Here is a 13,224-nt window from a genome sequence, read left to right as displayed (position 1 = left end):
GCAACGGGGTTGCAGAACCCCGTTTGGACCCTTGTTTCAGGAGGCGATGCCCAGTTCCTTGCGAATGCGCTCGCAGGAGCTGCTGACCATGGACAGCAGGGACTGGTTGTCGGTGGCAACAATCACGTTCTCGATGACATCATTACGAATGGACAGGGTGACCTTGCACTCTTTGGCGGATATACCTTTCTCCCGATCCAGATACACCCACACCATGGCGCCGGAGCGGGTCTCACTGCGTTTGTTCGGCAGCCCCAGTTTCTTCTCCACATAATTGACCGGTTTGCCGGTGAGGTCGATTACGATAGGGTCATCCTGAGGATTCACCACGGAACTGCTGCAACCACCGAGCAGTAACCCTGCGGCGGCGAGCGCTATTATGGTCTTCATGAAACTCCCTCTTGGTTTGTCTTTGTTATTGTTCCAGCTATTTGACCAAAGGCGAGGGTGAGAGGCAAGCAATCTATGCGGGCAGATACTGTTGTGCGTTTCAGTGTATACCTTCAAGCCAGCTGGCGATGGCGGGGCCGGAGGCATCGTCCAGCTCGATACCCACCAGGTAACTTTCCCGTTCGGTGCTCTGAATCCAGCGCACGATGCCGCTGATCAGCGTGCGCTCGCCGGAATCCCCATTGATCCATAAGGCAATTTCGGCGTCTTCCAGCACCGCGAAATCCAATTCCACCTGCAGGCCGGTGCTGGAGGCGTTGATGGCATTGGCCCTGGCGGGCTCTACCATGCTGATCTGGCTGGAGGATACAGACTCGATGAACAGGGTATCCTGAATCGGTGAGCGGGGGGCATTACGGCGGTCTTCTTGGCTGGCCATAGGGGGCTCTCTTGCTGGTTATCTCTTTGTTTTCTATCGGAAGTCACCACAAGCATAGACCCTGCCCGGCGTTTCAGGTAGCCCGCGGCCTAATCCGGCAGTTGAATTGAGAACTCCACCCCGCCGCCATCCGGCAGATTGCGGGCCTGCACCTGGCCGTGGTGGGCTTCGGCAATCAGGCGCACGATGTACAGACCCAAACCCAAATGGGGCGTGTCGCCTTTTTGCTGCTGGTCGCGCCGGGACACCAGGGAGTCGAATAACTGCCCCTGCAGCCGGTCCGGCAGCTGTGAGCCCTGATTGCGTACCCACAACAGGCGCTGGTGACCGGATTGCTCCAGCCCCAGGCTGATCCCAGCCCCCGGCGGTGTGAAGCTGCGGGCGTTATCCACCAGCTTGTCCAGCAATTGTGCCATCAGTTCCGGGCTGCCTTGTAACAGCGCCCGGGGCAGGCGGATGTCGGTGCTGAAATGGTGTTCCGGATAGGCATCGCTGTAGGCAGCGGCCAATCCCTGAATCAACGGCACCAGGTCAAACTCCCGGTGTTCGGTGTGCTGGATGGTCTGCTCCACCCGGCTGGCTTCGCTCATGGCCGACAGGATCTGCCGCAAGCGCTCAATGCCAGTTTCCGCCCGTTGCAGGTATTCAGTCTGCCCGGGGCAGGATTGGGCCAGCTCCAGGGAGGATTTGACGATGGCCAGGGGGGTGCGCAGTTCGTGGGCCAGCTTGCCGTTTAAGGTCTCCAGGTATTCTGTATAACCCTGTACCCGCTGCAGCAGGTGATGGTAGCTGCGGGACAGGTCACCGATTTCATCGGCGTGCCGGGAGGGCTGGAAGGGGTGTACTTTGCCGTCTGTACTGATGGCGTCTTCTGCGGACCGTTTCAGTTTGCGAATACGCCAGGACAGGCTGCTGGCAAAGGTCACCAGGGTAGCGATCACCAACCCCAGCACCCCCAGGGTGAGATGGGTTACCCGCCGCAGGGCGTCGTTGGTGAGGCTGATCAGGGCGTCCCCGGTCTGGGACAACAACAGATAGCCCGAGAGGGTGCCTCCGTCATAAAGAGGCTGGCTCACCAGCAGGGCGGAACGGCGCTGATCCTGCAGCTGGTACCAACCGGCCCGCGCCGTATCCGTTAACGGCAGTCGCTCCACTTCAAAACGGCCCTGGGCATGGCTCAGTTCTTCTTCACTGAGGGGCCACGGGCTTTGGCTGCCACGGGGGGTGAGCAGGTCGATCAGCAGGCGATAGAAGCGACTCATGCCCTCGTTGAGCAGGTTCTCGGGGGTGGTGGGGGATGGCAGCTCCGGCGGCTGACTGACCCAATCCCGCTGCGGTGACAGGGGCCAACCCTGCGGGCTTACCAGTACCGCGTCCAGCTGATGGGTGCGTTGATCCTGCAGCAGTCCGGCCAGGGCGGGTATCGGTTGCAGCCAGCGATCCCCCTGCCCTGACGGCGACGTCCGGGAGGACGCGGTTTTCACCGCCGGCTGTCCGGCTTGCTGTGCCCGGTACAGATCCAGCACCAGGTGGTCTTTCAGGGCCCGGGTGGCGATGCGGATCTCCACGTTGAAACCGCTGTGGGTTTCTTGCCACCAAACTTTCAGAGCCTGGCTGGGGTGCAGTTCCCGCCGCTGGCGCAACCACTGGTAGGCTTGCAGTTGTCCGGGCCCGCTGGTGAACAGTACCCACTGGCGCTGTTCCTGGCCGTCGTGGGTGGTGAAGCGCAGGTGATCACTGTGGCTGAAATCGAGTCCGGGATCGTGGTATTGGATGCGATCGGTGGCCACCTTCAGCAGCAGGTAGAGGTGGTCATTGTAGAGCGCCTTTTGCAGGCTAACCCCGGGTGCCAGTGTGGTGCTGAGATGATTTTGCCAATCGTCGTCATAACCGTCCACCTGTACCGGCTGATAGCGCCTGGGGGTATAAAACACGGCGCTGCCCGGATCCGGTGGCAGGTCTGCCGTTTGTACCAGCTGCCCCAGCAGGCGCGCCTGTTGCAGCAGGGCCTGACTTTGGTTCTGCCGCAGCGCCTGCTCCATTTCCTGCACATAATGACAGCCTGCCCAGGGCAGCAGCAGGGTGGTGAGGGATACCAGCAGCAGTTGTGTTCGCAGGCCCAATGGCTAGTCTCCGGCGGCGGGCTGGTGCCAGCGGTAACCCATGCCGTACACGGTCTGGATGCCGTCAAACTGCGGGTCGAGCTGATTGAATTTGCGGCGGATACGCTTGATGTGCGAGGTGATGGTGTTGTCGTCCAGCACCACGCTGGCGGCATCCATCAGCTGCTGGCGGTTCTTCACATGCCCCGGATGCTTGGCCAGGGCGTGCAGGATCCAGAACTCGGTGAGGGTCAGGTCCAGAGGTTGCTGCTGCCAGCTGGCGTGCAGGCGGTCCAGGTCCAGCAGCAGCTCACTGCGCTGCAGGCGGTTATCCTCCTGGCGGGGTTGGTTCAGCGCATCCAGACGCCGGAACAGGGCGGTGATACGAGCCGACAAATGGGGCAGGCTGATGTCCTTGGTAAGGTAATCATCGGCCCCCAGGCGCAGGCCGGAGATGGCGTCGAGTTCGCTGTCGCGGGCGGTCAGAAACAGGATCGGCAGGTGCGGTGCCCGCTGTCGCAGTTCCCGGCACAAATCAAAGCCGCCTTCAATTTCATCCTGCAGACCAATGTCGATGACCGCCATGTCCGGTAACTGCAGATCCAGCCCTGCCAATGCCGCGGGGCGGGATTCATAGGTGCTGACCTGATAGCCCTGGCCCTGCAGATAGGCTTTGTAGTTTTCGCGGATGGCCGCTTCATCTTCGATCAGTGCAATGTGTTTTGCCATAGTACGCTGGATCCGTTGGCCCTGTGTCCGGCTGAGATTGGGTGTGGTGTAAGTGTACATCAGTCACGGGCGGGCAAAAGGCCTTGCCACAATTCATCAGAATTCATCGCTGTGCTGCCATCGCTGGTGCGCGCTCCTGCCATGCTCTGAGGGTTTACTGGGGGAACATTCAATCGCGGGAGGACACACTATGTTGACGCAATGGAGCAACCGCTGGTACGTATTGGTGCTGAGCCTGGCACTGCTGATGTTTGCTTTGGGGACGGGCCAGCGCAATCGCGCGCCGCAGCTTACGGTGCCGCTCTCAGCCTACGCTGAACCCGTGGATCGAACGCCGCGTTAAAGCAGGGGGCAGGCCATGGTTACCACCACGCTTTTTCGCCCGGTTGGCCCCGGTCAGTTGCAGGCTGTGCTGGAATGCGACTGTCGCCGTTTTCCGGCGCGACGGCCGAACCAGAAGTTTTTCTATCCCCTGTTGCACGAATGCTTTGCCCGCCGCATTGCCTGGCAATGGCATGTGCTGCGTTCCGGCGTCGGTTACATTACGGCGTTTGAGGTGATCACGGATTATCTGCAGACGTTACCGGTGTTTACTCTGGGTGGCCCTGAACATCGGGAATACCGTATCCCGGCTGCCCAGCTGGAGGCATTTAACGATCAGATTGTGGGGCGCATTCATGTAGTGGGTGTAGTTCTGGCGGGGCAGGGGCAACCGCTAAGCAGGCCCCACTGCGGAGGCCTGTTCCAAAGGGCGGGCTAGGCAGCTGATTCAGTCTGCCAGCCTAGATGCCATAGACGATGTTCTTTTCGCTTTTCAGTAATTCACGCTGTTCGCGCCAGATGGTTTCACCGTTGCTCTGATCCAGTAATTTCAGGCTCAGCCGGTAAAACACTTTCTTCTGCTTGGGCTGGGTGCGGATCACGTTGCTGATTTCACCCACCAGCAGGTAATCGGCCGCCACGGCGGTGGCCAGAGACTGGCCGCTGGCGGGATCTTCAAACAGTTGATAAAGGCTGTCTTTCCACTTTTCGCTTTCTGCGGACATGTCTTCCTGATCGGAGAAGCGGAAGCGGTTGGCTTTGTTCAGCTCATTCATCAGTTGACCGTTGATGGCGGCCAGATCCAGTTTGTCGTAGGTGAAGTTGATCAGACCGAACACCGCCAGCTTGGGGCGGGAGCTTTTCGTGGCTTTCTGTACCTCAGGATCCAGCAACATGGCGTCCAGCATGGCAGTGGCATTATTGCTGATGGTGTCCGCACCCACCTCTTTCTGTACGGTTTTGGAGGCCGGAGTGTCATCGTACTTTACGGTATTGGTGCAGCCTTGAAACATTAGGCTAGCCAGGATGGCACAGCTCATTGCTATTTTTTTGGTCATTGTTGCCCTCTGCTTATTCTTTTTTGGCACGACGGTTGGCAATAACGGCTAAGTGTCTACGGATTCAGTGCATCAATCAAGAGCGAAGGGCGATCAATGTGGTGCCGAACTGGCGGATTTACAGCTTGTCTACCATAGTTAAGGGAGGCGAATTGATTGAATCTCGAGCAGGATAATCGGGATTAAGGCAATGGCGGAGCCAACAAAAACAAGACTAAGCAGTATTGGCAAAGAGTGTCTTCTATGAAGCAGTTTATCCTTCCTAAAATAGTAACCGGATGCCTGAGCGCTACCTTGCTGGTGTTGTCCGGTTGTGGTGGTGACAGCGGCGGTGATCGGTTCACGCCGCCTTCCCTGTCGGATGGGGTGATCTTTACCTACCCCATTGATGGTCAGACGGATGTGCCCCTGGGCACCCGGTTTTACGTCACCTTCAGTAAGAATGCCAGCCAGTCGGCGGTGAATGCCGCCTGCAGCGTGGACGGCGGCGGCACGGTTTCCGGCAACTTTTGTCTGCTAGGCCCGGGCAACACAGTGGTGCCCATCGCCCCCAGTGTCAGCGGCAAAGTGGTGCAATTCGAAACCGATCAACTGCAGCAGGGTACCCGCTACGAGCTTTACGTGCGTGGCGCGGTGATTGGAGGCGGCAGTACCAATCTTTCCTCCACAGATCCCCTGATTACCTTCCTCACCAGCCAGACCGATCCGGTGGCCGGTGTGGCGCCCACCGTGACTGCCATCAACGGCGAAGACCCCGATGTGTATTCCACCACCATGCCGACCCCCCCCGCAGCGCGCTATCCGATGATGGATTTCTCCACCATCCGGGTGGAGTTCAGTGAACCCCTGGATGAAAAAACGGTGCAGGTGGGCACCAGCTTTGAGTTCGTTGAAGTGGATGGCGGTGGCGGTGAAACCCCGGTACCCGGTTCCATTGTGGTGCGCAAGCAGCACATCAGTTTTGATCCGCAGCAGGCGGAGCTGACGGCGGGAATGACCTATCGTTTACGCCTTACCGGCGCCATTACGGACCTGAACGGCGAAGCCCTGAATCCGGTCACCTACGAATTGGTGCCGGTGGATTCCAACAGTTGTGGTTGCGTAATAACCCAGCGTTTCAATACCACCAACGCCTTTGGCGAGTCCGGGTTTCCCACCACCTCCAGGCTCACCGGCCGGCCACTGAACGCCATTGATCTGTATTCTCCGCTGATCGGCAGCAATGAGATCAATCTGCGTGATACCACGTTGGAAGCGCGCCTGGCGGACCCCAGTGCCTTCGGTGGTTTGATTCCCTTTGTGATCCGCAAGGGTGCCTATCTGGATATCACCGGACTGGACCTGGCCCTGGGAGGAGAAGTACCGGCCAATCTGCAGACCGGTGACATCACCGCCAGCTTTATCACCGACGTCACCGGCTACATGGATCGCAACCCCTATCGCCCCTACAGCACGGCGCCGGATGCCGACAAGTCGCCGGTGTTTGTGTACCTGATTTTCGATTTGGCGCTGACCAGTTCCGATGCCAACGGCAATGCCGTGTTGAATCAGACCATTCCCCATGTGCAGGCCACCGGTACTGCCCGGGTGAGCGACGGCAAGCTGTATATTGAAAGCGTGCGTACCCTGCAGATGGATTTACTGGGGCTGGATCAGGCGCCGGCCCATTTGGTGCTGGGTATCAATTCGGATCTGGTGGCGCAGCCGCTCACGGATACCACCGCCCCCACCATCACTGCCAGTTATCCGGCTACCGGCAGCGAGGATTTTGCCGTGGCCGACGAGATTTCCCTGATTTTTTCCGAGCCCATGGATAACGCCGGTGTGTTGCCTCAAGATGAAATCATCTTGAGCAACGTTACCGATGGTGGCCAGGTACCGTTCCAGATCACCTGGGACGGCAGCACGGTACTGCTGAAGCCGGATACTGCCCTCGCCTACGGTAAGCAATACCAGGTTACCATCGGCAGCCTGGTGGATCTGGCCGGCAACAGTCTGGTGCTGGATGCGGGGGACGCCACCGGAGGCACCGGCAATATTACCTTTACCACTGAGAATCCGGCGGCCACCACCGTGGGGCCCCTGGTGAGCAGCCTGTTTAATGGTGCCGCCTGCCCGCTGACCGCCGGCGATGCGAATTTCGCCGGTCGCTGTGTGGGCGGCGACAGCGGCGATGAGCGTTATCTTCCATTTACCATGCCCACCGATGGCCGCATTGAGGTGGCGTTCAATCAACCTATGAATCCGGCCACCCTGGTGCTGGGGTCCGCCTGCGGCAGTGGTGCAGTGCGGGTGGAGGAGCTGGATGGCGGTGGGACCTGTGTCGGTGTGGTGGACGGTTCTTTGATAGCCGATACCCGCAGTTTCAAATTCACCCCCACCAATGGCTGGACCGAAGGCACGCAGTATCGCGTGACACTGGTGCCCGGTACCAATACCAGTTGCGGTGCGGGCGAAATATGCAGTGCCAACGGCGTTCCACTGAACCCCGATCCTTTAAACGGTGGTGAAGCCGCCGACGCCGGTGGCAGTAATATTGTTGCCACCTTCACCGCGGTGGCGGCAGGCAATGATGTGTTCCTGCCGCTGAAACTGGAGCCCTACGCCGACATCAACGGCAATGGCTATCTGGATGGCAGCGAGACGGCACGGACTGAAAACAGCGCCGGTGTATCCATCGTGGACCTGCTGGATGACGGCCTGAACAACGGCATCATCACCCAGGCTCAGTTTCTTGATGGACCCGGTGGCGCGGTCATCCCCGAAGCCAGTATTTATCTTGGCGGGGCCCTGCCGGTCACCGTGGGGGAACCGGAGCCGATTACCATTGACGGCGCAACCTGGGGTATGACCCTTGCCGGCACCAGCCAGATACCGGTGCGGGTGCATCCCGGTATCTTGTACGGCACCTCCATTACCATGGAATCATCGGCCACGGTGCTGGGCATCCCCATTCCCATCAGTGATGTGGAAACCGGCATCAGCGTTTTGCGGGTACGTGAATCCGGCGGTGAACCGGTGACCGGCTATATCGTGGCGGAGGACGGTGTTGAGCAACCCCAGTTCATCGCCCAGCTGGACCTGTACATGGATGCCCCGGATATGCAGATTCAGGTGAATATTCCCCTGTTGGGTGGGCTCATCGCCGTCAATCACAACATCCACAGCCTGCCCCTGACTGCCATCGTCAAAGGCCCCATCACGTTTCTGGAAGATGGCCGTATTCTGATTGAGCAGACCAATCTTGCCGATATTGAATTGGTGATCAATGTCACCTCCATCGCCGGCAACGGTGCCATTAAAATGCTGATCCCGTCCGGTGCCATGAACCTGCGCCTGATCGGTAATCCACTCAAAGGCCGCAAATAGGAGGCGAGCATGAACAAATCAGTGTCATTCGCCCCGCTGGCGGTATTGGCCGCTGCATTGGCGGTTGCATTACAGAGCCCCGCGCTGCTGGCGGAGGTAGCGCAAGCGGAACCGGCCAGTGAAGGCAATATCTGGGAGCGCACCAAAACCAATATGCTGGGAATGAAACCCGGGGCCAAGCCCTTCTATTTCCGGGCCGGCTATACCTCGCTGCAGCCGGATTCGTCCAGTGATGAAGTCAGCCTCAGTATCCCCGCGGATTCGGAAGCCACCCTGGCCATCAGTGACGGCCCGATTGCAGGCTCCGGCGCCTCGGTGAATCCGGTGAGCTTTCCCTCCGCCATTGTGGGCTATCGCCTGCCCTGGATGGATGGGCAGTGGGCGGTGGAAACCATTCTGGCATTGCCCTTTACGGTGGAATTCGAGGCCGAGGGCACCTTGGCGACGGATTCCATCGCACCTTATGCGCTGGACAATATTCCCACCGGTGTAGCGCCGTTGGGCAGCGAGTTTGGTGAAAGCAAGGTGCTGCCTCCGGTGGTGACCCTGGTGTATCGCTTTCTGCCGGATAAGCCACTGCGGCCCTATCTTGGGGCCGGGCTGTCGTACATGATTACCTATGATGCGGAGGTGACCAACCCGATCCTGACCGCCGTGGGTGAGCCGGAGCTGGAGATCGACGATGTCTTCGGTTACGTGCTGCAAGGGGGGGTTGAATACAACTTCTATAACGACTGGTGGGTGAACCTGGACGTGAAATTCATCGGTGGCCTGGAAGCGGAAGCCACCGTGAAAGGCATATACGTGGAAACCCCGGAGCTGGATCTGTATCCCTATGTGGAGGTGGGAGATGCCACTGTCAATGTGACCGTGGACCCCTGGGTTTACCACATTGGCATCGGTTTCGATTTCTAGCGCGGTCACGACTGTGCACCATAAATCAGTATAATGGGCACAGTTTCTAGTCGAATCTGATGCCAGCAGAAATGCTGCACGCCAAATAAGGACGCTGTGCCCGTGACCACCTTGACCACCCGCCTCAAACTGCTCAGCTGGAAGCAATGGGCTCTCATTGTTCTGCTGCTCCTGTACCTGCTCTATATTGCCCTGTCTTACCTGTATCTGCCGGGTAAACTGAAGCAGGTGGTGGAAACCGATGTTGCACAGCTGGTGGGGCGCGACATCACCGTGGAGCGCTTTGACTACAACCCTTTTGACCTTTCCCTGCGCATATTCAATCTCAATGTGCCGGATAAACCCGATGCGCCCCTGGTGGCCTGGGAGCAGTTGTATGTGAATTTCACACCCTGGGGCTCGTTGTTCAACTGGGAGGTTAAACTGGAAACACTGCAACTGGACCAACCGGAAATCAACATCGACAAAACCGCGGAAGGCTTCAATTTCAGTGACATCATCGAGCGCGTGGCCGGGGGCGAAACGCAACCGGAAGAGGGCACGGCCGGCCCCGCCATTGCCCTGGAAATTGTCAGTACCGCCATCAATGCGGGCCGCTTCCGCTTCAGTGATCTGAGCGGCAAACAACCGGCCCGGTCGGAAATGGACGACATCACCATCCAGGTGTTTGACCTGTATCTGGCCACCGGCGATGAGCATCTGAATCCCTTCAATATTACGGCGGCCATTCCCGGGGGCGGCACATTGAAGCTGGCTGGCGAGTATCGTCTTGATCCCTTGTATGTGGATACCAGCGTGCAGGCGACGGGCATTGAACTGAAAGAGTTCAGTGATTTTGTCAACAATGTGGTGCCCATTCACCTGAGCAGCGGCCAGCTGTCTCTGGACGCTGGCGTGCACCTGGAGCAGCAGGGCGCTGACCTGGCTTTCCTCTTTACCGGCCGGGATCTCAGCATTGCGCAATTGGCCATGGACGATTTCATGGCCGATCCACCCATGGCGCGGATCGAGTCCCTGCAGGTGCAGGGCATTGAGTTTGATCTGTTGCAGCAAAGTGTCATCGTGGACCGTGTGCAGGTGATTAATCCGCTGGCCAATCAGTGGATGGATGAAGAGGGCAGGCTGCGCTTCGAGCATCTGTTGGTGGAGAAAGTGGTGGACGAGAATGTGCAGCAAAAGGTGCAGCAACAGGCGCCGCAATCGGGTTCACCGGCGGCGCAAGAGGCGTCTGAGCCCTGGTCGGTACGGGTGAACAGGTTGCAGCTCGACAATGGCCGGTTCAACTTTTCCCACCGGCATCCTGATATTTCCCGCGGCCACAGCGTGACCCAGCTGAATGTGACCCTGCAGAACCTGACCCTGCAGGAGGGCGAGCGGGTGCCGGTGGTGGTGAGCGCCCGGCTCAATGAACAAGGGGAGTTGATATTGGAAGGCGACATGGCGCTGGTGCCTTTCAACCTGCAGATGGATTACTCGGTGAAGAATCTGCCGTTGGCGCCGTTTTCTGATTATGTGCAGGCAGCCACTTACCTGCGCATCGAAAAAGGTGCGCTGCAGGTGGCGGGCAGCGTGGCCCTGGATACCGCAGGCGATGCCCCCATAACCAGCCAATTGCAGGTAGCAGTTGACAATTTTCAGGCCGAAGACACCCGCACCGGCAAGCCGGTGGTGCAGTTTAAACAGGTGCGCCTGGATGAGATCGCCCTGGATACCCTGGCGCAGAAGGTGAGCGTGGGGGCGGTTACCCTCACTGAGCCGAATATGCTGGTGGCCATTGATCAGGACAAGCAGCTGAACTGGGCGAGCATTGCCAAAGACGAGGGGCAGACGGTTGCAGAGGCCGCAACGGAAGGCAAGGCTGCAGAACCCGCCACCGGCAGCACCCCCTGGCACTATGCAGTGGGCAAAATGGAAATCAAAAACGGCCTGACCCGTTTTGAGGACCGCAGCGTGACGCCGGCGTTTACCACCGGCTTGCACAATGTGGAATTCACATTGGAGGAATTGTCCAGCGAGCGTAATGACCCCATAGGCTTTGCCCTGACCAGCAAGATTGACCGCTATGCACCGTTCAACATAAAAGGCGCCCTGGATCCCATTGCCCGGCAACCGGGCTTTACTTTCAAAAGCCAGCTCAGCGGTTTGGACATGCCGGCCTTATCGCCCTATTCCGCAGAGTTTATCGCCTACAACCTGCAAAGCGGAAAACTCAATCTGAATCTGGATTATCAACTGCACGACAACACCTTGCAGGGCCGCAACAACATTGTGGCGGAGCAATTGTATCTGGGTGAAAAGGTGGAGAATGAAGACGCGATCGACGCCCCGGTGGGGTTGGGATTGGCGTTGTTGCGGGATGTGAATGGTGTGATCGATCTGGACGTGGGCATTTCCGGTGATATTGATGATCCCGGGTTCAGTGTGTCCGGTGTGGTGTTGAAAGCATTGATGAACGTGCTGGTGAAAGCCGCCACCTCGCCTTTCACCATGCTGGGCGCGTTGGTGGGTGGCAGTGAGGACATGGGTGAGATCGAGTTTGCACCGGGCAGGGCGGAGCTCAGTGCAGACAATCAACAGGGGCTGCAGAAGTTGGTGCAGGCGTTGCAGCAACGGCCGCAGTTGATTGTGCGCTTCCACGGAGCCGCCCATGGAGATCAGGATACGCCGGTGCTGAAAAAACAGCGTATTCAGGAGCGGGTGGCCGCCGCACGCAAGATGTCATTGCCTGAGCTGCTCGAAGAAGCCGGTGATGTGGACTGGTGGACCGTACGGGCCAACCGCAACGCCATCGAAGAGATCAATGATGCGCTGCAGCTGCCCGCCGCTGCGGCTCGGGAGGCCGCCTTGCAGGCGCAGAATCCGCAGCTGAAAGGCGACGCACTGGACGCCGCGGTTTATCAGGCCATGTATGAAGCGGTGGCCGACCGCCAGGTGATCACGGTAACGGATTTACTGGCGCTGGCGGATCAACGGGCACTGGTGGTGAAGCAGTATCTGGTGGATGACTTGCAACTGGATCATGCCCGGGTGGCCGTTGACAAAACCCGGCAGGAGGATCTGGCGGGGCGCGTGGTGAACCTGGAGCTGGATGCCCGATGATGGGTGTGAATACGGAGGTGAGCGGGCATTGGGTCTTGTTGCGGGGCCTGGTGCGTCAGCAAAAACATTGGGAACGCTTTCCCCAGGTGTTTGCAGAGGCCTTTCCCAAGGCCCGGGTGCACACGCTGGATCTGCCGGGCAATGGTGTGTTGTGTGATCGCCCCAGTCCACTTTCGGTGCGGCAGATGATGGAGGTGGGCCGCGCGCAGTTGGCGGCGCGAGGGGTGAGCGGCCCCATTCACCTGCTGGCCATCTCTCTGGGGGGGATGGTGGCCATTGAATGGATGCATCGGCATCGGCAGGAGGTGGCGTCAGGGGTGATCATCAACTCGTCCCTGCGCGATGCGGGTTCATTGTTTGAGCGCCTGCAGCCGGCCAACTATCCCGCCATTCTGAAAACCATGTTGCTGCAACGGGATCCCCTGTCACGGGAACAGCTTATCCTGGACATCTCCAGCAATCTGTATCCGCACAAAGGGGAGCTGGCCCATAAATGGGCAGGCTACGCCAGCACCCATCCCACCAGCCTGAAAAACGCCGCTCGGCAGCTGCTGGCGGCGGCCCGCTACCGGGCGCCCAAGCGCCGCCCCCACGACCAGGTGTTGTTGCTGAACAGTGCCCGTGATCGCCTGGTGAATCCGGTGTGCAGTCAGCGCATGGCGCAGCGTTGGCACTGGCCTTTGCTGACCCATCCCCGCGCCGGGCACGATCTGCCGTTGGATGACGGGGCGTGGATTATTCAGCGTATTCAGGCTTGGCAGCAGGATGCGGCGCGGCAGGAAACCCCTTTGGCATAATCTTT

General features: G+C 59.0%; 11 protein-coding genes. 6 read left to right on the top strand and 5 right to left on the bottom strand.

Annotated features, from left to right (window positions below; all coding sequences use genetic code 11):
- Window positions 1–36: 36 nt before the first annotated feature.
- The 4 genes from D9N13_RS00560 to pdsR form a co-directional block, all read right to left on the bottom strand.
- On the bottom strand, window positions 37–390 hold the full coding sequence (locus D9N13_RS00560) for a hypothetical protein (RefSeq protein WP_290584632.1): 354 nt from the start codon (window positions 388–390) through the stop codon (window positions 37–39).
- Between the two features lie 100 nt (window positions 391–490).
- On the bottom strand, window positions 491–829 hold the full coding sequence (locus D9N13_RS00555; protein WP_290584630.1) for a PilZ domain-containing protein: 339 nt from the start codon (window positions 827–829) through the stop codon (window positions 491–493).
- Between the two features lie 89 nt (window positions 830–918).
- Complete coding sequence (locus tag D9N13_RS00550; RefSeq protein ID WP_290584627.1) at window positions 919–2,952, bottom strand: ATP-binding protein; 2,034 nt, start codon at window positions 2,950–2,952, stop codon at window positions 919–921.
- Window positions 2,953–2,955: 3 nt separating this feature from the next.
- Window positions 2,956–3,660, bottom strand: coding sequence for a proteobacterial dedicated sortase system response regulator (gene pdsR, locus D9N13_RS00545; RefSeq protein WP_290584625.1), 705 nt, complete (start codon window positions 3,658–3,660; stop codon window positions 2,956–2,958).
- Between the two features lie 190 nt (window positions 3,661–3,850).
- On the opposite strand from pdsR, the gene D9N13_RS00540 reads away from it, so the two are divergent.
- On the top strand, window positions 3,851–4,003 hold the full coding sequence (locus tag D9N13_RS00540) for a hypothetical protein (RefSeq protein ID WP_290584623.1): 153 nt from the start codon (window positions 3,851–3,853) through the stop codon (window positions 4,001–4,003).
- A gap of 15 nt (window positions 4,004–4,018) precedes the next feature.
- Window positions 4,019–4,420 (top strand): hypothetical protein, encoded by a 402-nt coding sequence (locus D9N13_RS00535; protein WP_290584621.1) that lies wholly within the window; start codon window positions 4,019–4,021, stop codon window positions 4,418–4,420.
- A gap of 22 nt (window positions 4,421–4,442) precedes the next feature.
- Here D9N13_RS00535 and D9N13_RS00530 read toward each other — a convergent pair whose 3' ends face one another.
- Window positions 4,443–4,994, bottom strand: a complete 552-nt coding sequence (locus D9N13_RS00530; RefSeq protein ID WP_290584619.1) for a penicillin-binding protein activator LpoB — start codon at window positions 4,992–4,994, stop codon at window positions 4,443–4,445.
- Between the two features lie 288 nt (window positions 4,995–5,282).
- On the opposite strand from D9N13_RS00530, the gene D9N13_RS00525 reads away from it, so the two are divergent.
- From D9N13_RS00525 to D9N13_RS00510, 4 genes are all read left to right on the top strand, one after another.
- Complete coding sequence (locus D9N13_RS00525; RefSeq protein ID WP_290584617.1) at window positions 5,283–8,408, top strand: Ig-like domain-containing protein; 3,126 nt, start codon at window positions 5,283–5,285, stop codon at window positions 8,406–8,408.
- 9 nt (window positions 8,409–8,417) lie between these two features.
- Complete coding sequence (locus D9N13_RS00520; RefSeq protein ID WP_290584615.1) at window positions 8,418–9,323, top strand: OmpW/AlkL family protein; 906 nt, start codon at window positions 8,418–8,420, stop codon at window positions 9,321–9,323.
- A 102-nt stretch (window positions 9,324–9,425) separates the two neighbouring features.
- Window positions 9,426–12,422, top strand: a complete 2,997-nt coding sequence (locus tag D9N13_RS00515) for a DUF748 domain-containing protein (protein ID WP_290584613.1) — start codon at window positions 9,426–9,428, stop codon at window positions 12,420–12,422.
- A complete protein-coding gene (locus D9N13_RS00510; protein WP_290584611.1) occupies window positions 12,419–13,219 on the top strand; it encodes an alpha/beta fold hydrolase in 801 nt (266 codons plus the stop codon). Before D9N13_RS00515 ends, D9N13_RS00510 begins: the two co-directional genes overlap by 4 nt.
- Window positions 13,220–13,224 lie beyond the last annotated feature (5 nt).

The organism is Ketobacter sp. GenoA1 (assembly GCF_003671475.1).
GTDB lineage: Bacteria > Pseudomonadota > Gammaproteobacteria > Pseudomonadales > Ketobacteraceae > Ketobacter.
Note: the sequence above shows the minus strand (reverse complement) of the source record. Positions and strands in the feature narration are given on the sequence as shown.